This window comes from Pseudomonas petrae, assembly GCF_021728295.1.
In the GTDB taxonomy this organism is placed as follows: Bacteria; Pseudomonadota; Gammaproteobacteria; order Pseudomonadales; family Pseudomonadaceae; genus Aquipseudomonas; species Aquipseudomonas petrae.
Window position 1 is genome coordinate 64,183 of record NZ_JAKJXE010000006.1, and the last position, 19,243, is coordinate 83,425.

General features: G+C 59.9%; 22 protein-coding genes. 10 read left to right on the top strand and 12 right to left on the bottom strand.

The features are described from left to right. Window positions 1–59 precede the first annotated feature (59 nt). Window positions 60–1,127: an aminopeptidase gene (locus L4G42_RS11820; protein WP_237250249.1), complete on the bottom strand. Its 1,068-nt coding sequence runs from the start codon at window positions 1,125–1,127 to the stop codon at window positions 60–62. Window positions 1,128–1,235: 108 nt separating this feature from the next. Here L4G42_RS11820 and L4G42_RS11825 point away from each other — a divergent pair, with 108 nt between their 5' ends. After that, on the top strand, window positions 1,236–1,652 hold the full coding sequence (locus L4G42_RS11825) for a PA0061/PA0062 family lipoprotein (RefSeq protein WP_237250248.1): 417 nt from the start codon (window positions 1,236–1,238) through the stop codon (window positions 1,650–1,652). A 91-nt stretch (window positions 1,653–1,743) separates the two neighbouring features. On the opposite strand, the gene L4G42_RS11830 is transcribed toward L4G42_RS11825, so the two are convergent. Together L4G42_RS11830 and L4G42_RS11835 are read right to left on the bottom strand one after the other, a co-directional pair. Beyond that, window positions 1,744–1,977 carry a DUF1161 domain-containing protein gene (locus tag L4G42_RS11830; protein ID WP_237250247.1) on the bottom strand — a complete coding sequence of 78 codons (234 nt, stop codon included), beginning with the start codon at window positions 1,975–1,977 and terminating at the stop codon, window positions 1,744–1,746. Between the two features lie 132 nt (window positions 1,978–2,109). Beyond that, window positions 2,110–2,541 carry an OsmC family protein gene (locus L4G42_RS11835; protein ID WP_237250246.1) on the bottom strand — a complete coding sequence of 144 codons (432 nt, stop codon included), beginning with the start codon at window positions 2,539–2,541 and terminating at the stop codon, window positions 2,110–2,112. A gap of 284 nt (window positions 2,542–2,825) precedes the next feature. Here L4G42_RS11835 and L4G42_RS11840 point away from each other — a divergent pair, with 284 nt between their 5' ends. Beyond that, window positions 2,826–3,827, top strand: a complete 1,002-nt coding sequence (locus L4G42_RS11840) for an LLM class flavin-dependent oxidoreductase (protein ID WP_237250245.1) — start codon at window positions 2,826–2,828, stop codon at window positions 3,825–3,827. Window positions 3,828–3,912: 85 nt separating this feature from the next. Here L4G42_RS11840 and L4G42_RS11845 read toward each other — a convergent pair whose 3' ends face one another. Beyond that, the gene (locus L4G42_RS11845; protein ID WP_237250244.1) at window positions 3,913–4,137 is read right to left on the bottom strand and encodes a DUF1161 domain-containing protein; all 225 of its coding nucleotides are present in this window, start codon (window positions 4,135–4,137) and stop codon (window positions 3,913–3,915) included. Window positions 4,138–4,298: 161 nt separating this feature from the next. Further along, window positions 4,299–4,514: a dodecin gene (locus L4G42_RS11850; RefSeq protein ID WP_074886200.1), complete on the bottom strand. Its 216-nt coding sequence runs from the start codon at window positions 4,512–4,514 to the stop codon at window positions 4,299–4,301. A gap of 183 nt (window positions 4,515–4,697) precedes the next feature. Between L4G42_RS11850 and L4G42_RS11855 the strand changes: the two genes are divergently transcribed. After that, window positions 4,698–5,021 carry an ElaB/YgaM/YqjD family protein gene (locus L4G42_RS11855; protein ID WP_037017008.1) on the top strand — a complete coding sequence of 108 codons (324 nt, stop codon included), beginning with the start codon at window positions 4,698–4,700 and terminating at the stop codon, window positions 5,019–5,021. Here the strand turns inward: L4G42_RS11855 and L4G42_RS11860 are convergent, their stop codons facing one another. After that, a complete protein-coding gene (locus L4G42_RS11860) occupies window positions 5,022–5,921 on the bottom strand; it encodes a LysR family transcriptional regulator (protein ID WP_237259251.1) in 900 nt (299 codons plus the stop codon). A gap of 120 nt (window positions 5,922–6,041) precedes the next feature. Here L4G42_RS11860 and trpB point away from each other — a divergent pair, with 120 nt between their 5' ends. The 3 genes from trpB to L4G42_RS11875 all read left to right on the top strand — a co-directional run bounded on the left by trpB (window position 6,042) and on the right by L4G42_RS11875 (window position 8,713). Further along, window positions 6,042–7,268 (top strand): tryptophan synthase subunit beta, encoded by a 1,227-nt coding sequence (trpB, locus tag L4G42_RS11865; protein WP_237250242.1) that lies wholly within the window; start codon window positions 6,042–6,044, stop codon window positions 7,266–7,268. After that, a complete protein-coding gene (trpA, locus tag L4G42_RS11870) occupies window positions 7,268–8,128 on the top strand; it encodes a tryptophan synthase subunit alpha (RefSeq protein ID WP_237250241.1) in 861 nt (286 codons plus the stop codon). Before trpB ends, trpA begins: the two co-directional genes overlap by 1 nt. Window positions 8,129–8,203: 75 nt before the next feature. Then, a complete protein-coding gene (locus L4G42_RS11875; protein ID WP_237250240.1) occupies window positions 8,204–8,713 on the top strand; it encodes an anti-virulence regulator CigR family protein in 510 nt (169 codons plus the stop codon). 157 nt (window positions 8,714–8,870) lie between these two features. Here the strand turns inward: L4G42_RS11875 and L4G42_RS11880 are convergent, their stop codons facing one another. Beyond that, complete coding sequence (locus L4G42_RS11880; protein ID WP_237250239.1) at window positions 8,871–9,821, bottom strand: choline sulfate utilization transcriptional regulator; 951 nt, start codon at window positions 9,819–9,821, stop codon at window positions 8,871–8,873. A 114-nt stretch (window positions 9,822–9,935) separates the two neighbouring features. Between L4G42_RS11880 and betC the strand changes: the two genes are divergently transcribed. Beyond that, complete coding sequence (gene betC / locus L4G42_RS11885; RefSeq protein WP_237250238.1) at window positions 9,936–11,441, top strand: choline-sulfatase; 1,506 nt, start codon at window positions 9,936–9,938, stop codon at window positions 11,439–11,441. 39 nt (window positions 11,442–11,480) lie between these two features. Further along, window positions 11,481–12,407, top strand: a complete 927-nt coding sequence (gene choX / locus L4G42_RS11890) for a choline ABC transporter substrate-binding protein (protein WP_237250237.1) — start codon at window positions 11,481–11,483, stop codon at window positions 12,405–12,407. Window positions 12,408–12,536: 129 nt separating this feature from the next. On the opposite strand, the gene aroE is transcribed toward choX, so the two are convergent. Continuing rightward, entirely contained in the window at window positions 12,537–13,364 is an 828-nt protein-coding gene (gene aroE / locus L4G42_RS11895; RefSeq protein WP_237250236.1) for a shikimate dehydrogenase, read from the bottom strand. Then, window positions 13,364–14,284 carry an oxygen-dependent coproporphyrinogen oxidase gene (gene hemF / locus L4G42_RS11900; protein ID WP_237250235.1) on the bottom strand — a complete coding sequence of 307 codons (921 nt, stop codon included), beginning with the start codon at window positions 14,282–14,284 and terminating at the stop codon, window positions 13,364–13,366. Before hemF ends, aroE begins: the two co-directional genes overlap by 1 nt. A gap of 225 nt (window positions 14,285–14,509) precedes the next feature. On the opposite strand from hemF, the gene L4G42_RS11905 reads away from it, so the two are divergent. After that, a complete protein-coding gene (locus L4G42_RS11905; RefSeq protein WP_237259249.1) occupies window positions 14,510–15,487 on the top strand; it encodes an NADPH:quinone reductase in 978 nt (325 codons plus the stop codon). A 137-nt stretch (window positions 15,488–15,624) separates the two neighbouring features. Here the strand turns inward: L4G42_RS11905 and tsaC are convergent, their stop codons facing one another. The 3 genes from tsaC to L4G42_RS11920 form a co-directional block, all read right to left on the bottom strand. Beyond that, window positions 15,625–16,182, bottom strand: a complete 558-nt coding sequence (gene tsaC, locus L4G42_RS11910; RefSeq protein ID WP_237250233.1) for an L-threonylcarbamoyladenylate synthase type 1 TsaC — start codon at window positions 16,180–16,182, stop codon at window positions 15,625–15,627. 38 nt (window positions 16,183–16,220) lie between these two features. Then, the gene (gene dprA / locus L4G42_RS11915; protein ID WP_237259248.1) at window positions 16,221–17,333 is read right to left on the bottom strand and encodes a DNA-processing protein DprA; all 1,113 of its coding nucleotides are present in this window, start codon (window positions 17,331–17,333) and stop codon (window positions 16,221–16,223) included. A gap of 124 nt (window positions 17,334–17,457) precedes the next feature. Then, entirely contained in the window at window positions 17,458–18,483 is a 1,026-nt protein-coding gene (locus L4G42_RS11920) for a LysM peptidoglycan-binding domain-containing protein (RefSeq protein ID WP_237250231.1), read from the bottom strand. A 141-nt stretch (window positions 18,484–18,624) separates the two neighbouring features. Between L4G42_RS11920 and def the strand changes: the two genes are divergently transcribed. Further along, on the top strand, window positions 18,625–19,131 hold the full coding sequence (gene def / locus L4G42_RS11925) for a peptide deformylase (protein WP_237250216.1): 507 nt from the start codon (window positions 18,625–18,627) through the stop codon (window positions 19,129–19,131). The last annotated feature ends 112 nt before the right edge of the window (window positions 19,132–19,243 follow it).

Genomic DNA, 19,243 nt, shown 5'->3' on the forward strand with positions numbered 1-19,243 from the left:
AAGAATTAATCAACTGACACTCCGCTTTCGCGGGCAAGCGCGCTCCCACACGTCCGACGTCATGCAGATAGCTTAGCCAGCCGCTCCAACGCCGCTTTGCGTTCTTCCTTGGGCAATCCGCCCAGCTTTTCCACCGCCGAATAAAACGCGGGCCAGTCGCCGTTCACCTGCCTGAACAACGCTTCAAACGCGGGCACCCATTGATCATACAAACCAATGGGCAGCAGCCGTGCGTTGTTCATCGGTGCATACACCCAGGCGTCAAAGCGCTTGTCTCCGCCCCACTGACTGTCACGCAACTGCCGATACTCGCTGCGCAGACGCTCGAACTCAGCGGCCTTGCGTTCGCGCATCACCTGCGGACTCAGCGGCTCGGCGTACAGCGCCTTCAGCCGATCGCGGGTGTCGAGCGCCAACTGGGTGAGCTGATCGCGTCGCCGGGCTTCCGAAGACCCACCTTCGGCAGGCAAACCACGCGCCGCGCGCCACTGACGCGTGCCTTCCTGCTCGACGAAACTGGCGAAGGACTCGTTGAACTCGCTGTCGTCTTTCACGTAAAACCGCTGGTGCCCCAGCTCGTGGAAGATCAGCGTGGCCAGTCGCTCATCGCCCCAGTTCATCATCGAGCTGATGATCGGGTCATCGAACCAGCCGAGCGTCGAATACGCCTCCACGCCGCTGACATACACGTCTTTGCCCTCAAGCTTTTGCACAGCCGCGTCCCCGCGCGCGGCGCCTTGGGTGTAATAGCCGCGGTAGGCCACGCACCCGGCGATGGGGAAGCAATGGGTGACAGGATCAAGGGAAAATTCGCCCGTCGCGAATACGTTCCAGACGACATACGAACGATGGATGTCGGCATAAAGGCGGTAGCTGCGGTTATCCGGCAGATGCAGATGCTCGGTCGCAAACGCACGGGCTTGCTGAGATGTGCGCAGATGATCGCGCAGCTTGGGGTCGCGATTCGGGTCAGCGATGACGTTGGCAACCGGCTCGCGCGCCCGCAATAGGGCCATTTGGCCACTGGCCAGTTGCGAGTAATAGGAAAGACTGGAACAGCCGCTGAGGAGTAAAGTCGCCAGCACCGGGAGGCCCCGCTGCAGCCAGCCCTTTTTTGATCGAATCATGCAGCAGCCTTAACGTCGATATTCATGAAGTGCAAACATCAGCGTTATGCCGGACAGCCCGCCTCTGACGCAACCCTCATCGCCATTTGTCCTACTGCGGAGTTCGTCATGCGCTTGCTTCTGACCATCGTTGCCCTGAGTCTTCTGGCCGGATGCGCAGGGCCGCTACCTGCTGTTGATCCCCAGCAGGCGTGGATCGACCTGCACACCTTTACCGGCAAAACCCTGATGGCCGACAAACTGGACGGCGTGCGCACCTACGACGGTCGCTTCTTTCAGGTGACACCCGGCAAGCACAAGCTCGAGGTGCGTTATGACTACGACTACGCGCCCGGCGCAATGGGCTTGTCGATGGACATCTACAACGAGCGAACCTGCTACGTGACGATCAACTACGACCGCTTCGAGGCCGGCCACCGCTATCGTCTGGATGTGCGCAATATCACCAACAGCATCGACGCACAGTTGCGCGACGAGCAACGCAACGTGCTCGCGGAGGAGGGGGACATCTTCTGTATTCCATGAGGCTTCTGCATTCCGTGACGCGTGGTCGGGTCAGCGCGCACACGAACTCTTTCACCTGAGGCTCACGGAAAACCTTCATCTCACGCCCGGACTACCGATCGTTGTTCTGGTAAATGATCTTCTTGGTGCCGTTTTCGCAGGTGCCGACGACCATGTTCTGATCATGGACATCTTCGTTGGTCACGACTTCCAGCGTGTAGGAGCTAACGTTCTGAGCCTGGATCTTGGCTTCGATTTCGTCCTTGAGCTCTTCACAGGGCTTGGGCGCAGCTAAGGCGCTGGTGGTCAGCGCACCGAGAATCAGCATTGCGGCGATACGTTTCATGATCGACTCCTTCGACACCGTGCGATACGCATCGGCCTTGCATGTGACCGTGGGGGCGCACGCCGGTTCTGGCGTGCCCATAACGAAGATGGCCCGCAATTGCGGGCCATCCAGTACAGCATTAACGCGAAATCAGCTCAGCAGCGTGGCATCGAGCGTGATCTTGGCGTTCAGCAGCTTCGACACCGGGCAGCCTTCTTTGGCCATACCGGTCAGTTTCTCGAATTGCTCTTGGGTCGCGCCCGGCACTTTAGCCTTGAGGATGAGGTGCACAGCGCTGATTTCAAAGCCACCTTCGACCTGATCAAGGGTCACTTCGGCGTGGGTATCGATGCTCTCGGCGGTCAGATTTTCCCCACCGAGGATCATCGACAGCGCCATCGAGAAGCAGCCGGCATGCGCAGCGCCAATCAGTTCTTCCGGGTTGGTGCCCTTGCCGCCTTCGAAACGGGCCTTGAAGCCGTAGGGCGCTTCGCGCAGGACGCCGGTTTCAGTAGAGATGCTGCCGATACCCGACTTCAGGTCACCTTCCCAGTGGGCGGATGCTTTCTTGACGATGCTCATGGTGTCTCCTCATGAAAAAGTGCGATTTCGCTCGCACGCGGACCAAAGTTCTGAGGAGTGTAGGCGGGACTTAGTTCAACGCTTATGCCGCATGTGCTTTTTTGCGAACGGGCGCAACGTTAAATCCGACCAAATTAGTAGGAAATTTCGCATTGCCCATTGCAACTCTCAAATCCGCCCTTATCCTATGGCTTAACGCAAATATTTAGTCTTAATGCCGGTTTGCTCGCGTGATGTCCCCGACGGATGCGCCGATTCAAGCTCAAGAGGATCAACAACGGCCTATGAAACGATTAGCTGATGTGAAGATTTCGACGCTCGATCTGGTGCCTGTCCGCGCAGACAAAGGCCCGGCGGAATCGCTGCGTAATGCGCTGGATCTGGCTCAACACGTCGAGAAATGGGGCTACAACCGTTTCTGGGTGGCCGAGCACCACAACATGGACGGCATCGCCAGTTCGGCAACCTCTGTTCTGCTGGCCTATCTGGCCGGTGGCACATCGACCATTCGGGTTGGGTCGGGCGGGATCATGTTGCCCAACCACGCGCCGCTGGTGATCGCCGAGCAGTTCGGCACGCTGGAAAGCTTGTTCCCAGGGCGTATCGACCTCGGCCTCGGCCGCGCGCCGGGCTCCGATCAGATGACCGCTCGCGCCCTGCGTCGCGAGCGCTCCGGCAGTGCCGATGATTTCCCGGATGACGTGACTGAACTGGTCAACTACCTCGGGCCGCGTCAGCCTCATCAGCGAGTCATTGCTGTGCCGGGCACCAACACCAATGTGCCGATCTGGCTGCTGGGTTCGAGCCTGTTCAGTGCTCAACTGGCCGGTGAGCGAGGGCTGCCGTATGCATTCGCGTCGCACTTCGCGCCACGTTTCATGCACGAAGCGATTCGCGTCTACCGCAGTCATTTCAGGCCTTCTGAAGTGCTCGACAAACCCTACGTGATGCTCGGCGTGCCGTTGGCAGCGGCGGAGACCGACGAGCGCGCCGAATATCTGGTGACGTCGGTGTACCAACGCATCCTGAGTCTGATGCGTGGGCAGAGTCTGATGCAGAAGCCGCCCGTCGAGAGCATGAATGGCTTGTGGCTGCCCCATGAACGTGACGCGGTGATGGATTTCCTGGGACTGGCGGTTGTCGGTGGCCCGGAGAAGATTCGCGCGAAGCTGGACGTGCTGCTTGAGCAGACCGACGCGGACGAGCTGATCTTTACGTGCGACATGTACGAACACGCCGATCGCCTGCGCTCCTACGAGATCCTGGCGCAAGCAGCGAGGGGCTGACTCAGGGCCACGCGCTGAAACCTGTTCGCCATAAACAAAAAAACCGACGCCAGATGCGTCGGTTTTTTTGTATCCGCGGTTGGTATCAGCCGCGCTTGTAAACGATTTCCTTGATGCCGCCTTCGCAGGTGCCGACGACGTTGCCGTCTGCCGAGCTGCCTTTTTCAACAGCTTCCAGCGTATAGGACGAAACGCCTTTGGCTTTGATTTTCGCGTCGATGTCGGCTTTCACGTCATCGCACGATTTGCCGGCGGCCATGGTAGTGCCCGCAATGCTCAACAAGCCTATGGCCAACAGAACTTTTTTCATCGGTACATCCCCTCGTCAGGCGCAATTTTCGGATCAACAAGGCCGCTCCAATCGGGCGGCCTGACTACATGAACCTGCGTCATGAACCTTGGCAAAAGCCACGACTGCGCGGTATGTATAGCGAAGGTTGTGGCACTCGGCCACTTTAAAAGTTCAGCGACTCAGCTGTTGTCGATGCGGAAACCGACCTTGATGGTCACCTGGAAGTGGCCAACTTTGCCGTCTTCGATGTGGCCGCGGGTTTCCAGCACTTCGAACCATTCCATCAGTTTTACGGACTTGGCAGCCTGGGCGATTGCGTTTTGGATCGCGTCGTCGGTGCCCACGGTCGATGACCCGACCAGCTCCAGCATTTTGTAGGTGTGATGATCAGACATGGCAGTTCTCCTGAAAGGGTGTTGCGCGGTGGCAGCGCCGCAGTGATGGTGTTCACTATCTCTGTGCCGAAATGCGGCCTAAAAGTTCAGAAGAAACGGTACTTCGCATCACGCACTGCACTTTCTCGAAACCCTGTAGTCGGAAACAACACACGCCACTCATCACAGCAGGAGAGTCAAACCATGGCATTCACGTCATCCCGTAAAGCGTCGTTGCAAAGCATGGAAGCCGAGATCGAGAGTCTGCTCAAGTCGCTGGAAGGCTTGAAGTCCGATGCTTCCGACGAGTCGCGCAAGACCCTGAAAAACCTGAAAGCCAACGCTGAAAGCGCGCTGAGCCATTCGCGCAGCCTGTTGAGCGATGTCTACGAAGACGTCAAAGTCAAAACCCGCGAAACCAGCGTTGCGACCCGTGACTACGCCCAAGAGCACCCTTGGACCACCGCAGGCGTCGCTGTTGGCGCAATCGGCCTGCTGGCCGCTTATCTGCTGTGCAAGCGCGGCTGATCAAGCCCGCCCCGATCGCTCGAGTTCCTGCTTGAGCCATCGAGCCAGGTGCTGGGCACGTCCATCTGCGGCGCGTCTTGGTACCCACAACGCCAGCTGTGCCGGGGTTTCACTGAAACCCCATGGCGCAGCAAGGCGTCCGGCTTTCAAGTCCTCAGCCACCAACGGCTCCGGCGCGATCGCCACCCCCAGGCCTGCGACGGCCGCTTCCAGTAAATAGTACAAATGCTCGAAATCCTGTCCGTAGCTCAATGCGTCGGGTTCGATGCCGTTCTGCGTCGCCCATGCCGGCCAGGCTTGCAGCCGTGAAGTGGTCTGCAGCAACGGCTCGCCCACAAGCGCCTGTACGGGTGCGTGTCGCAGTGCTTCAAATCTCGCGAATCGCGGACTCAAGACAGGACCGATACGCTCGCTGGCAAGCTCGAACACCTGCATGTCTGCCGGCCAGGGTGGCTCGGCGAATATCAGGAGAGCGTCAAGGCCCGGGCGCCGTGGGTCGAGGTCTCCTTCTCCCGCAGACAAGTGCAGCCGCAGGTCGGGAAGGTCCGCGTTCAAGCGCCCCAGTCGCGGGATGAACCAGCGCGCAAGCAGGCTTCCAGAGCACCCCAAGACGAACGGCGCATCCGCACTCCCTTGGCTGAGCTCGGCACAGACACCTCGCAGACGATCAAACGCTTCGCCACTCGCATCGCGCAGTCGAATCCCGGCATCTGTGAGTTTCAGGCCACGTCCGTCCTTGATGAACAGGCCAACGCCCAAGTGCTCTTCCAGCACTTTCAGCTGACGGCTCACGGCACCGTGGGTAACGTGCAATTGCTCAGCCGCCTGACTAACACTATTCAGTCGGGCAGTGGCTTCAAATGCACGCAATGCGTTGAGGGGCGGAAGGTCTCGGCTCATGTGATATGTGAGTTTTCCTGACAGGTCGTGCCGATCTTATCGGTTTTCATCGTCGCTGGCGCCGTTTAGAGTGTGATCACTGCCTGACGGCTCATCCTATTCGCATCCCCGGAGGTCCACATGACCCAGACCCAGACTGCATACCGCGAAGGCCCGGACGATCGTGGCATGTTCGGCGCTTTCGGCGGCCGCTACGTCGCTGAAACCCTGATGCCGCTGATTCTCGATCTGAACCGCGAGTACGAAATCGCGAAGACTGATCCTTCGTTCCTCAAGGATTTGGCTTACTTCCAGCGCGATTACGTGGGTCGTCCGAACCCGCTGTACTTCGCCGAGCGTCTGACCGAACACTGTGGCGGCGCGAAGATTTACCTGAAGCGCGAAGAGCTCAACCACACCGGCGCGCACAAGATCAACAACTGCATCGGCCAGGTCCTGCTGGCGCGGCGCATGGGCAAAAAACGCATCATCGCCGAGACCGGCGCCGGTATGCACGGTGTTGCAACCGCGACCGTGGCTGCGCGCTTCGGTCTGGAGTGCGTCATCTACATGGGCACCACTGATATCGACCGTCAGCAAGCCAATGTGTTTCGCATGAGGCTACTGGGCGCCACGATTATCCCGGTAGTCGCGGGTACCGGCACCCTGAAAGACGCGATGAACGAGGCGCTGCGCGACTGGGTCACCAATGTCGACAGCACGTTCTACATGATTGGCACCGTTGCAGGCCCACACCCCTACCCGGCGATGGTCCGCGATTTCCAGTCTGTGATCGGCAAAGAAACCCGCGTGCAGATGCAGGAGCAGGAAGGTCGTCTGCCGGACAGCCTGGTGGCGTGCATCGGCGGTGGCTCCAATGCAATGGGCCTGTTCCACCCGTTCCTGGATGACACGAGTGTGCGCATCATCGGTGTGGAAGCGGCCGGTCACGGCATCGAAACCGGCAAGCACGCCGCCAGCCTGAACGGAGGCGTTCCGGGCGTCCTGCACGGCAACCGCACTTTCCTGCTGCAGGACGATGACGGCCAAATCATCGACGCCCACTCGATTTCAGCCGGTCTTGATTATCCAGGCATCGGCCCGGAGCACGCCTGGTTGCACGATATCGGCCGCGTCGAATACACCTCGGTCACCGACGATGAAGCGTTGGCTGCATTCCACCAGTGCTGCCTTCTCGAAGGCATCATTCCGGCGCTGGAAACCGCTCACGCCCTGGCTGAAGTTTTCAAACGTGCGCCAACGCTGCCAAAGGATCACCTGATGGTGGTCAACCTGTCCGGTCGTGGCGACAAGGACATGCAAACCGTGATGCATCACCTGGATCTGTCCCAGCAGGAGAAACACTGATGAGCCGCCTGCAAACGCGTTTTGCCGAACTGAAAGAACAAAATCGCGCAGCTCTGGTGACCTTCATCACGGCAGGCGATCCGGGCTACGACACCTCTCTGGCGATCCTCAAGGGGTTGCCGAAGGCAGGCGCCGATGTGATCGAGCTGGGTATGCCGTTCACTGACCCGATGGCCGACGGCCCGGCGATTCAGCTGGCCAATATTCGCGCTCTCGATGCCAAGCAAAACCTGGCGAAAACGCTGCAGATGGTTCGCGAGTTTCGCGCAGAAGACACCTCAACGCCGCTGGTGTTGATGGGTTACTACAACCCGATCCACAATTACGGGATTGAGCGCTTCATTTCCGAAGCCCATGCCTCTGGCGTCGACGGCGTCATCGTGGTGGACCTGCCGCCGGAGCATAACGCCGAGCTGTGCGACCCTGCGCAGGACGCCGGCCTGGACTTCATCCGTCTGACCACGCCGACCACCGATGACGTTCGCTTGCCGACCGTGCTCAATGGCAGCTCCGGTTTCGTTTACTACGTGTCGGTAGCAGGCGTGACGGGGGCAGGCTCGGCAACGATTGATCACGTCAAGGATGCTGTGCAACGCCTTCGCCGCCATACCAATCTGCCAATCAGTGTCGGCTTCGGGATTCGCACGGCTGAACAGGCAGCAGCCATTGCGCGCGTGGCCGACGGTGTCGTCGTCGGTTCGGCATTGATTGACCAGATCGCCAATGCGTCCTCGCCAGAACAAGCGGTCAGCGGCGTGCTGGAGTTGTGCGCGCAGTTGTCGGAAGGCGTGCGTAAAGCCCGGGTAGCCGAAGGTAAAGTTTCTGATACAGAGGAATCTCAGTCTCTGGCAGCACACTAAGCGGTACAGCGAAGGGGTTCAGGACCACGTCCTGAACCCCTTTTTGCTGCCCGTATCTGCTCAGGAGCGCGCTACATGAAAGTCTCGAATCGTTTGATCGCCGGATTGGGCGTGTTGATGCTCAGCGCCAGCGCGCTGGTTCAGGCTGCACCACCGGATCAACGCGGCGGCGATGACAACGGCCCGGGCCAGCATCAGGACCACGGCCAGCAAGGTGGTCCGCAGGGCGATCGCGGCAATGGCAACGGTAATAACAACGGCAACGACCATCGCAACGACCCGCGCGCCGATAACCGTGGCAACAATCAGCGTGGCGGCCGTCCTCCAGCTGATTTCGGCGACGTGCGCCGGACCATCACCGAGCACCGGGAAATCATCGGTCGCGGTCAGCCGCTGCCCCCTGGCGTCCACATCGTCAAAGGCCACCCGCTGCCACGCGGTTATGGCCGTAGACTGGACCAACGCTCGCTGCAGTACCTGCCGCAATACGATGGCTACGAATGGCGCCGCCTGGGCCCGGACGTTGTGCTGATCGCAATCGGCAGCGGTGTCGTTTATGAAATCCTGGATGGCGTGCTGAACTAAGGGACTTTGGAAATGGTGTCCATCCACGCGTTGTGAGACGGACTCCAAATTGGTAGGAGCGCGCTTGCCCGCGAAATGCAGTCGTCCTGACAGATAAATTCTGTTGGCACACCGCATTCGCGGCAAGCGCGCTCCTGTACGGTCCCAATGCCAAGCGCTAAACCGCAATCGACGGCAGTGCCTTGCCCTTCAACAAATCCCCGCTCAACGCCTGTTCACTTCGTAACCAGTCCACGAACCGCTGCACAATCTGCACGCGGCGTTTGCGTTGCGGCAGGACGATGTAATACCCGTATCCGGAGACGGCGCTGGCTTCGATCGGGCGGCACAACAAACCCTGCTCAAGCAAATCATCCACCAGATGTCGCCAGCCGATGGCCACACCCTGGCCGCCGATCGCCGCCTGAATCAGCAGGGTGTAGTTGTCGAATCGCAGCTGCCCCGGTGCGGGTGCCTGAGGGATATTCAGGGCGCGGAACACGCCAGCCCAGTCAAACCAGTTGTTGCCGCCTTCGCCGCGAAGGTGCAGCAGCGCGAAGTCTTTCAGCGCTTCGGTGGGCAAGGGCAGATCGCGACCCTTCAACAATTGTGGGCTGCAGACCGGGAACACTTCTTCGCTGAACAACCAGTGGCTTTCCCCCTGCTTGAATCGCCCGTCACCGAACAACACGGCCACATCGATATCTGCGCGGAGCATGCTGTGGCTGCGCTCGCTGGTGACCAGGCTGACGTCGACGTCGGGGTTGTCCTTGTGGAAACGGTGCAGGCGCGGCATCAGCCAATACGCGGCGAAGGCGAAGTCGGTCGCCACTTGCAGCACCTCATGCTGATGCTGCCCGGTGATTGCATTGAGGCCGGCGTTTATCGACTCCAGCCCTGTCTGTACGTGATTGAAGAGAATCAGCCCGGCGTCCGTCAGCTCGATGCCGCGATAAATGCGATCAAAAAGCCGCGTCGCCAGTTGCTCCTCCAGTCGCTTGATTTGCTGGCTGATGGCCGGCTGAGTGGTGCCGAGCTCGATGGCCGCAGCGGTAAAACTGCGCAACCGTGCTGCGGCCTCAAAGCCGCGAAGCAAATCCAGCGATATGGCACCAAGGGCTTCAAACATAAGCTGCACTTATCCTAGGCATTGCCTCTCATGGGCTTTACCGCAGACGGCATGGGCACCATCCTCGGTCGGAGCACTTTCGCATAAATAATGACTATGGGATGCCGCGAATACATGAAGCGCAAAAACATTCTTTTCATCATGGCCGATCAGATGGCCGCGCCCATGTTGCCGATGTACGCCTCTTCTCCCATCAAAATGCCCCACTTGAGTCGCCTTGCCGCTGAAGGCGTGGTGTTCGACGCCGCCTACTGCAACAGTCCGCTGTGCGCGCCGTCGCGCTTCACCTTGGTCAGCGGTCAGTTGCCGAGCAAGATCGGCGCTTACGACAACGCCGCTGATTTCCCCGCTGATGTGCCGACCTACGCTCACTACCTGCGTCGTCTCGGCTATCGCACGGCGCTGTCCGGCAAGATGCATTTCTGTGGCCCTGATCAATTGCACGGCTACGAAGAGCGCCTGACCAGCGACATCTATCCGGCCGATTACGGTTGGGCCGTGAACTGGGACGAACCAGACGTGCGCCCGAGCTGGTACCACAACATGTCATCGGTGCTGCAGGCTGGTCCTTGCGTGCGAACCAATCAGCTCGATTTCGACGAAGAAGTGGTGTTCAAGGCGCAGCAGTATCTGTTCGATCATGTGCGCGAAGACGGCGATCAGCCGTTTTGCCTGACGGTGTCGATGACCCATCCCCACGATCCGTACACCATTCCCAAGTCTTACTGGAATCTGTACAGCGACGACGAAATCCCGATGCCCCACGCGCCGTTGCCCCAGCCCGAACTGGACCCGCATTCTCAGCGCCTGCTGAAGGTCTATGACCTGTGGGACAAGCCGCTGCCGGAGCAGAAAATTCGCGACGCGCGCCGCGCCTATTTCGGTGCATGCAGCTACATTGATGACAACGTCGGCAAACTGCTGAAAACCCTGGAGGAAACCGGCCTGGCCGATGACACGATCATCGTGTTCTCCGGCGACCATGGCGACATGCTCGGTGAGCGCGGGCTCTGGTACAAAATGCACTGGTTCGAGATGTCGGCGCGGGTGCCGCTGCTGGTGTACGCTCCGGGGCAGTTCAAGGCCAGCCGCGTGCAGGCCGCGGTGTCCACCGCCGACCTGTTGCCGACTTTTGTGGCGTTGGCTGACGGTCAACTGGACGCCTGGTTGCCGCTCGATGGCCGTTCGCTGTTACCGCATCTGCAAGGCGAGGGCGGTCACGACGAGGTGTTCGGCGAGTACATGGCTGAGGGCACCAACAGTCCGCTGATGATGATTCGTCGCGGCGCGTACAAATTCATTTATTCGGAACGCGACCCCTGTCTGCTATATGACGTGGGCAACGATCCGAAGGAGCAGGAAGAGCTGAGTCGATCCGAGGCTCATCGCGACCTGTTCGCTGCGTTCCTGGCCGAAGCACAGGCCAAGTGGGACATTCCGGCGATACACCACCAGGTGCTCGCCAGCCAGCGACGCCGGCGTTTCGTCGCCGAGTCGCTGGCCATCGGCAAGCTGAAGAGTTGGGATCACCAGCCGCTGGTCGACGCCAGTCAGCAGTATATGCGCAACCATATCGATCTCGACGATCTGGAGCGCAAGGCCCGTTATCCGCAACCTTGAACCCTGCCAACACCTAGAAAACCAAAAAAGGGGCACACCATGAATAAGCTGTTCACCACGCTGGCGGTTGGGGTCTTGAGCTTGAGCAGCGTCGTGGCCTATGCCGCCGACGCTAGCTGTAACACCGTGCGGATGGCCGATCCAGGCTGGAGCGATATCGCTGCAACCAACGCCACCGCAGGCTTTTTGCTCGACGGCATGGGCTACAAAACCAAGATCGACACCCTGGCGGTGCCTATCGCCTACGGTGGTCTGAAGGACGGGCAACTCGACGTGTTTTTGGGCAACTGGATGCCGGCGCAGCAGGGCTTCTATGACAAGTTCATCGCCACAGGTGACGTGACGCAATACGCCAAGAATCTGGAAGGCACCGAGTTCACCCTCGCGGTTCCGGATTACGTCTATGACGCGGGCGTTCACGACTTCGCCGACCTGAACAAATTTGCCGACAAGTTCCACAAGAAGATTTACGGCATCGGCTCGGGAGCTCCGGCCAACGCGTCGATTCAGGAGATCATCAAAAAGAACGAGTTCGACCTGGGTGACTGGAAATTGGTGGAGTCCAGCGAACAGGCGATGCTGGCTGAAGTGCAGCGCAACGTGAAGAAGAATGAGTTCGTGGTGTTCCTCGGCTGGACGCCGCACCCGATGAACGTGCAGATCAAAGGCATGCACTACCTCAAAGGTGGCGAGAAGTATTTCGGTGATACCGGCAGCGTCTACACCGTGACCCGTAAAGGTTTTGCCGACGCGTGCCCGAACGTCGCCAAGCTGCTTTCCAACCTGGTGTTCACCCAAGACATGGAAAACTCGATCATGCAGACCGTGGTGGATAAGAAGGTCAGCAACACCGAGGCGGTGAAAGCGTGGTTGAAAGCCAATCCGGCAGTGCTGGACAAATGGCTCGACGGCGTGAAAACCGCTGACGACAAGGATGCGCTGCCAGCGGTGAAGGCCAAGTTGTAAGCAGAAAAAAACCTTGTAAGAGCGCGCTTGCCCGCGAAATGCAGTGAGTCATTGCCAAGTGCATCGACTGACACAATGTCTTCGCGGACAAGCGCGCTCCTACGGTACATCGCCCGCCATAACAGCCGGTCAGGTCTGCGCCATCAACCGCCGCAGTTCCGCCAGTACCGGCGCTGATTCCGGTCGCACGCCGCGCCACAGGTAAAATGCCTCGGCTGCCTGCTCGACCAACATCCCCAAACCATCCACTGCCTGTCCGGCGCTGTGTTCAGAGGCCCAGCGGCAGAATGCAGTCGGCTCTTTGGCGTACATCATGTCGTAGCAAAAGGTCGCGCCTGGCTGAATCAGGCTAGGCGCAATGGGCGGTACTTCGCCCGACAGGCTGGCCGACGTGGCATTGATGATGATGTCCACCGGTTCCTCCAGCCAGTCATAGCCTGCGGGCAGCACCGGGCCGATGTCGGCGAACTCCTGGGCCAGTTGTTCGGCCTTTGCTACCGTGCGATTGGCAACCACCAACACGTAGGGATCTTCCGCCAGCAAGGGTTCAAGCGCGCCGCGCACCGCACCGCCAGCCCCCAGCACGAGAATGCGTTTGTCCTTGAGGGTGACGCCATGATTGACCTTCAGGTCCCGAACCAGGCCTGCTCCGTCAGTGTTGTCGCCCAGCAGGCTGCCATCCGCTTGAAGGGCCAGGGTATTGACCGCCCCGGCTCGACGGCCGCGCTCGGTCAACTGATCGGCCAGCCGATACGCCCCTTCCTTGAAGGGCACGGTGACGTTGGCGCCACGGCCGGTCTCGAAAAACGCCTTGGCGAACGCGGTGAAGCCGTCCACCGGCGCCAGTGAGGTCTGGTAGTCGAGCGCCTGACCGGTTTGCTGGGCGAACAGGCGATGAATCAGCGGCGATTTGCTGTGCGCAATGGGGTTGCCGAAGACAACGTACTGGTCAGTCATCACTGTGCCGCCTCAGCCAGCCAGTCGCGATCCTGCAGAAAATACTCGGTCAGGCGTGCTTCCTCACTGCCCGGCTCGGCCTTCCAGTCATAGCCCCAACGCACTTGCGGCGGCAGCGACATGAGGATCGATTCAGTGCGACCACCCGATTGCAGCCCGAACAAGGTGCCGCGGTCGTACACCAGATTGAATTCAACGTAACGCCCACGACGAAACTCCTGAAATTCACGCTGCTGCGGCGTGTACGGCGTGTCTTTGCGGCGCTGAACGATGGGCAGATACGCCTCGACGAATGCATCACCGATGGCGCGGATGAATCCGAAGCTGGTGTCGAAATCCCATTCGTTGAGGTCGTCGAAAAACAATCCACCGACGCCGCGCGGCTCATTGCGATGCTTGATATGGAAGTAGCGATCGCACCACGCCTTGTAACGGGGATAGACGTCAGCGCCAAAAGGCGCGCAGGCCTGCTCGGCGACGCGGTGCCAATGAACGCAGTCTTCCTCGACGCCGTAATAGGGGGTCAAGTCAAAGCCGCCGCCGAACCACCACACCGGTTCTTCGCCTTCTTTCTCTGCGATGAAGAACCGCACATTGGCGTGGGCAGTCGGCACATGGGGATTGTGCGGGTGCATCACCAGCGACACGCCGAGGGCTTCGAAACCACGTCCTGCCAGCTCCGGTCGATGGGCGCTGGCCGAAGGAGGAAGGCCTGCGCCGAAAACGTGGGAAAAATTGACCCCGCCCTTTTCGAGGATGTAGCCGTTCTCGATCACGCGGGTTCGTCCGCCACCGCCCGCAGGCCGTTCCCAGGCGTCCTCGACAAAACGGGCGCTGCCATCTTCGGTTTCCAGCGCGGCGCAAATGCGGTCCTGAAGATCGAGCAAGTAGGCTTTGACGGCATCGGTGCGAAAGGACATGGCGGTACCTGCATAAACTGAAACGTGCGTCGGGAGCGGGATTCGACCGTTCTTGGCGTTGATGGCACGCCCGGCTGAGCAAATCCCGTCGGCGAAATTCGGCCCGTAGCATATCACCGGCTTGGCAGATGCCGCAGTTGACGAAGCGCGAGCGAAGGAGTCCGATAGAGCCCTTTCGCATCGACAGTCATCCCCTGCAAGTCCGATCCATGACGGAGAAAGCAAATGGCAAAACGTATCCAGTTCAAGGCTTATGGCGGTCCCGAAGTGCTCGAGTACGTGGACTTCGAACCCCCGGCGCCAGGCCCCAAAGACGTGCTCGTGCGTAACAAGGCGATTGGCGTCAACTTCATCGAGACCTACTTTCGCAGCGGCCTGTACCCGGCGCCTTCGTTCCCGTCGGGGTTGGGCAACGAAGGCGCGGGCCTGGTTGAAGCGGTCGGCAGCGAAGTCACCCACGTCAAAGTCGGCGACCGGGTGGTGTACGGCACAGGCCCGCTGGGTGCGTACGGGGACGTGCACGTAACACCGGCCGCAAATATTGCCAAACTGCCCGACGGCATCAGCTTCGAGCAGGGCGCCGCCGTCATGCTCAAGGGCCTGACCGTGCAGTACCTGTTTCGCCAGACCTATGAGATCCGCCCTGAAGAAACCATCCTGTTCCATGCCGCTGCCGGCGGCGTGGGATCGATCGCCTGCCAGTGGGCCAATGCCTTGGGCGTCAAGCTCATCGGCACGGTCAGCTCGGCAGAGAAGGCTGCGCACGCCAAGGCACTCGGCGCGTGGGAAGTGATCGATTACAGCAAGGAAGACGTCGTTCAGCGTGTACTGGAATTGACCGATGGCAAGAAAGTCCCCGTGGTCTATGACGGTGTGGGTAAAGACACGTGGGAAACGTCTCTGAATTGCCTGGAATTGCGAGGCCTGCTCGTCAGCTTCGGCAATGCATCAGGCGCGGTGACCGGGGTGAATCTGGGGGTTCTCGCTCAGAAAGGCTCGCTCTACGTCACTCGCCCGACATTGGGCTCCTACGCGAACACCCCGGAAGCCTTGCAGGCAATGGCGGATGAAGTGTTTGAAATGGTTGCCACCGGCAAAGTGAAGGTTGACGACATCCAGAAGTTCGCCCTCAAGGATGCCGCGACGGCGCACACCGAACTGTCCGGCCGCAGAACGGTTGGGTCGATCATTCTGGTGCCTTGATCCCGCATTTGACGTTGTAGGAGCGCGCTTGCCCGCGAATGCGATATGTCTGTTACGCCTTCAGCGGCTGACAAGACGTTTTCGCGGGCAAGCGCGCTCCTACAGGCTTTGCACCTTAGCGCTAGTCCGGGCTGGCATTACCCCGCCCTTACCACCTCAGCCGTCACCAGATCACGGATCACACTAGGATTGCGGCGCCCGCCAAGACTGCCACCCAGAACCATGTCCAGCTGCTCGTGGAAATACTGCTCAACGCGCAATCGCGAGCGGGCAGCGGGGCGGCCGGTAGGGTTTGCGGAAGTCGACACCAGCGGACCGGTCAAGGCGCACAGCTCGCGTACGGTCGGGTGATCGCTAACCCGGAGGGCGACGGTGTCGTGCTTTCCGGTGATCCAGTCCGGCAACAGGCCTTGATGGGGCACCAGCCAGGTATTCGGTCCCGGCCAGGTGCTGGCCATGCGATCGATCCACAGCTCAGGGAAGTCCTCGAAGAGAAAATCAAACTGACGGATGTTGTCTGCGATCAGGATCAAGCCCTTATCAACAGGCCGCGCCTTGATTGCCAGCAAGCGATACACCGCCTCCGCATCCCAAGGGTCACAGCCCAACCCCCACACCGCTTCGGTTGGATAGGCAATCACCGCCCCGGCCTGAATTTCTCGTGCGGCTTGCTGCACTCGCCAACTGCTGACCATCGTCCGTTCTCCCAAATTGCGCAGGCGGCAGTTTAACCTCAGCGTGCCCGGGCAAACCATCGCCCGGCTTCACAGGCCACGCTGCTGTCGATTTCAAGGTCGGTCAGCGCCGCCAGGACTTTGGGCAAAGGCCAACCGCTGTTATGGGCCAGCGCCTCGCCGGTTTGCGGCGCTGCGTGCAAGAGCGCCAGAAGCGGGTGCAGTGGGGTCGACGGCTTATCAACGACGTCAGGACTCGGCGCGACGTTTTTCCAGCCCTGCAGCGCTTCAAGAATATGGTCGATGGTTTCCACCAGCACCGCCCCTTCACGGATCAACTGGTGACAACCCCTGGCGCCCGGATGATGGATAGAGCCGGGGATGGCATAGACCTCACGGCCCTGTTTGGCGGCAAGACGTGCCGTAATCAGCGATCCGCTGGCGACGCTGGCCTCGACCACCAGCACACCCAGGGACAGACCGCTGATGATTCGATTGCGCCGGGGAAAGTTGCTGGCGTGGGGGCCTGCGTCCAGTGGCAGCTCGGAAATCACTGCGCCGCCATCGGCCATCATGCGCGCTGCGAGTTGGCGATGCCGCTGTGGATAAAGTTTCTCGATGCCGGTGCCAAGCACACCGATTGTCCCGCCTTTTACATCCAGCGCACCTTGATGAGCGGCGCCATCGATACCCAGCGCCAGCCCGCTGGTGATGACAAAACCGGCGCCCGCCAGGCTCCGCGCGAACGCCGCAGCGGTGTCGAGCCCAGGCTTGGAAGCGCGTCGACTGCCCACCATTCCCAACTGCGGACGTTCGAGCAATGCGCGGTTTCCTGCGATGAAAAGCAGCGGCGGTGGATCCGGAATTTCTGCCAGCAGCGCGGGGTAGTCAGGGTCGTCCCACATCAGCAAATGCTGGCCCGGGCGCTCTAACCAGGCCAGTGCAGCGCTGGCGCCGTCGCGTACTTCAGCACTGCGACGGGCGTCGGCACTGGCCGCCGGCAGACGTAATGATCGCCACGCTGAAGCCGGCGCACTCAACGCGGCAGAGGCGCTGCCGAACGCATCGATGAGGGTATGGAAACGTTTTGGGCCGATTTCCGGCAGCCGATGCAGACGCAAGCGTGCTTCCAGCTCGGCCGGCGACTGACCGGCCTTTTCGAACAACGGCATGTGATCTTCCTTGATCAGTGGTCCACCTTAATCAATGAACCAAGCTGTGGATAAGTCTGTTAACAACAATTTGATAAGTGAAGCATGCCGGTGGAGAAAAGTGATTTACAGCTGATACATAGCATTACGGATTGCGGACTTTGTCCTGCACCGCCAGAGATCGGGTTGCGTGAAGCACCATGCCGTAGCTCAGTCGCTCGTACGTGCGGAAGACCATCAGTAGCCCAGAGCGCTCGTCCGGAATCTTGACTTGGTCACCATTGACCCGGTCGCGCACCGTCTCACCGGTCTTGTAGATCGCCAATACGTTGCCTTCGGCCAAGCCATCAAGCCGACCACGATCAATAGTGACCACGTCGAACTCGCCGATCTGGGTTACGCCCCGCGGCACGTCGATGATAGTGCCGTCGACCGGCTGCTGAGGTTCGCTGGGGACAAAGGTGGAATTGATCCGGCGCTCTTCGCTGACAAACAGTCGGTCGCCAAGGCGCACTTCCTGGGTGGAGCGCTGCATTTGCAACGTCGCCACATCGCCTTCCGTGGCGACGATTTCGCCGCTGCCGATGTCATCGGCATTGATGCCCAACACCACGCCGGTGACCGGATCGACGTACGTCTTGCCCTTGCGATAGATGCCGTACGCCACATGGCTCGGCTCGAACTGTCCGCGGGCATAGATGCGATCACCCGCGCCACTGAGCACCCGCTCGCCGGGGCCGGCCACGACATGGGGCGCGACTTCAAACTGGTTAGCGTTATCGATGATTCGGTTGTTCAGCAGAAACGCATTGATCGCGCCCAGCGGAATGGTCGGAATCGCCTCGGCAATCGGCGTACTGCGCACCCGCGGGGACAATTTGATGGTGCCCCGGGACTCGCCGCGGTTGACCACGATGCGTGGCTGACCATCGACATAAATCAGGTTGAGCGTATCGCCGGGGTAGATCAGATCAGGGTCGTGGACCTGTGGATTGGCGCGCCAGAGCTGCGGCCACTTCCAGGGCTGGCTTAGAAATTTTCCGGAAATGTCCCAAAGTGTGTCACCGGCGACGACGGTGTAACTCTGTGGATGGCCATCCCTGAGCTGTACTTGCGCCTGGACAAGGCCGGTCGCGGCCAACAGCAGCAGGGCGAGTAGTGATTTCCTCATGCGGTGAATCCCTTTATCATGTTGGCTTCGCGTGAAACGCTGAGTCTTGCGAGACTTCCGGTTTTACTAGGGCTGCAGCTTGTGACGTCCCAAGCCTAGCAGCCGATTTTGACTTTACCCTACAGTGCATCCCTTACGTATATGGCCATTCTAAACATCCTCGAATTTCCCGATTCGCGCCTGCGCACCATCGCCAAACCGGTGGCTGAAGTGGACGACGGCATTCGCCAGTTGGTCGACGACATGTTTGAAACCATGTACGAAGCACCTGGCATCGGTCTGGCCGCGTCGCAGGTTAACGTACACAAGCGCGTGGTGGTGATGGATCTCTCCGAAGATCGCAGCGAGCCGCGGGTGTTCATCAACCCCGAGATCGAGCCGCTGACCGACGAGATGGACCAGTACCAGGAAGGCTGTCTGTCTGTTCCGGGTTTCTACGAGAACGTGGATCGCCCGCAACGGATCAAGGTCAAGGCGCTGGACCGTGATGGCCAGCCCTACGAATTCATCGCCGAGGGCCTGCTCGCCGTGTGCATCCAGCATGAATGCGACCACCTGAACGGCAAGCTGTTCGTTGATTACCTGTCCAATCTCAAGCGCGACCGGATCAAGAAGAAGCTGGAAAAACTCCACAAGCAAAACGCCTGATCCAGCCGTCCTCCTTTCTACTGTAGGAGCACGATTGCCCGCGACTGCGACCTGTCTCTGATGCATCCGTCGGCTGACACCACGCTATCCGCGGGCACACGCGCTTCTATTG

Coding starts and splice junctions, on each gene's coding strand:
- L4G42_RS11875 (WP_237250240.1), top strand. CDS start 8,204: ATGAAAGTCTCGAATCGTTTGATCGCCGGATTGGGCGTGTTGATGCTC.
- def (WP_237250216.1), top strand. CDS start 18,625: ATGGCCATTCTAAACATCCTCGAATTTCCCGATTCGCGCCTGCGCACC.
- L4G42_RS11850 (WP_074886200.1), bottom strand. CDS start 4,514: ATGTCTGATCATCACACCTACAAAATGCTGGAGCTGGTCGGGTCATCG.
- betC (WP_237250238.1), top strand. CDS start 9,936: ATGAAGCGCAAAAACATTCTTTTCATCATGGCCGATCAGATGGCCGCG.
- L4G42_RS11905 (WP_237259249.1), top strand. CDS start 14,510: ATGGCAAAACGTATCCAGTTCAAGGCTTATGGCGGTCCCGAAGTGCTC.
- aroE (WP_237250236.1), bottom strand. CDS start 13,364: ATGACTGACCAGTACGTTGTCTTCGGCAACCCCATTGCGCACAGCAAA.
- L4G42_RS11845 (WP_237250244.1), bottom strand. CDS start 4,137: ATGAAAAAAGTTCTGTTGGCCATAGGCTTGTTGAGCATTGCGGGCACT.
- L4G42_RS11825 (WP_237250248.1), top strand. CDS start 1,236: ATGCGCTTGCTTCTGACCATCGTTGCCCTGAGTCTTCTGGCCGGATGC.
- L4G42_RS11855 (WP_037017008.1), top strand. CDS start 4,698: ATGGCATTCACGTCATCCCGTAAAGCGTCGTTGCAAAGCATGGAAGCC.
- L4G42_RS11835 (WP_237250246.1), bottom strand. CDS start 2,541: ATGAGCATCGTCAAGAAAGCATCCGCCCACTGGGAAGGTGACCTGAAG.
- tsaC (WP_237250233.1), bottom strand. CDS start 16,182: ATGGTCAGCAGTTGGCGAGTGCAGCAAGCCGCACGAGAAATTCAGGCC.
- hemF (WP_237250235.1), bottom strand. CDS start 14,284: ATGTCCTTTCGCACCGATGCCGTCAAAGCCTACTTGCTCGATCTTCAG.
- L4G42_RS11830 (WP_237250247.1), bottom strand. CDS start 1,977: ATGAAACGTATCGCCGCAATGCTGATTCTCGGTGCGCTGACCACCAGC.
- dprA (WP_237259248.1), bottom strand. CDS start 17,333: ATGCCGTTGTTCGAAAAGGCCGGTCAGTCGCCGGCCGAGCTGGAAGCA.
- trpB (WP_237250242.1), top strand. CDS start 6,042: ATGACCCAGACCCAGACTGCATACCGCGAAGGCCCGGACGATCGTGGC.
- L4G42_RS11880 (WP_237250239.1), bottom strand. CDS start 9,821: ATGTTTGAAGCCCTTGGTGCCATATCGCTGGATTTGCTTCGCGGCTTT.
- L4G42_RS11920 (WP_237250231.1), bottom strand. CDS start 18,483: ATGAGGAAATCACTACTCGCCCTGCTGCTGTTGGCCGCGACCGGCCTT.
- L4G42_RS11840 (WP_237250245.1), top strand. CDS start 2,826: ATGAAACGATTAGCTGATGTGAAGATTTCGACGCTCGATCTGGTGCCT.
- trpA (WP_237250241.1), top strand. CDS start 7,268: ATGAGCCGCCTGCAAACGCGTTTTGCCGAACTGAAAGAACAAAATCGC.
- choX (WP_237250237.1), top strand. CDS start 11,481: ATGAATAAGCTGTTCACCACGCTGGCGGTTGGGGTCTTGAGCTTGAGC.
- L4G42_RS11820 (WP_237250249.1), bottom strand. CDS start 1,127: ATGATTCGATCAAAAAAGGGCTGGCTGCAGCGGGGCCTCCCGGTGCTG.
- L4G42_RS11860 (WP_237259251.1), bottom strand. CDS start 5,921: ATGAGCCGAGACCTTCCGCCCCTCAACGCATTGCGTGCATTTGAAGCC.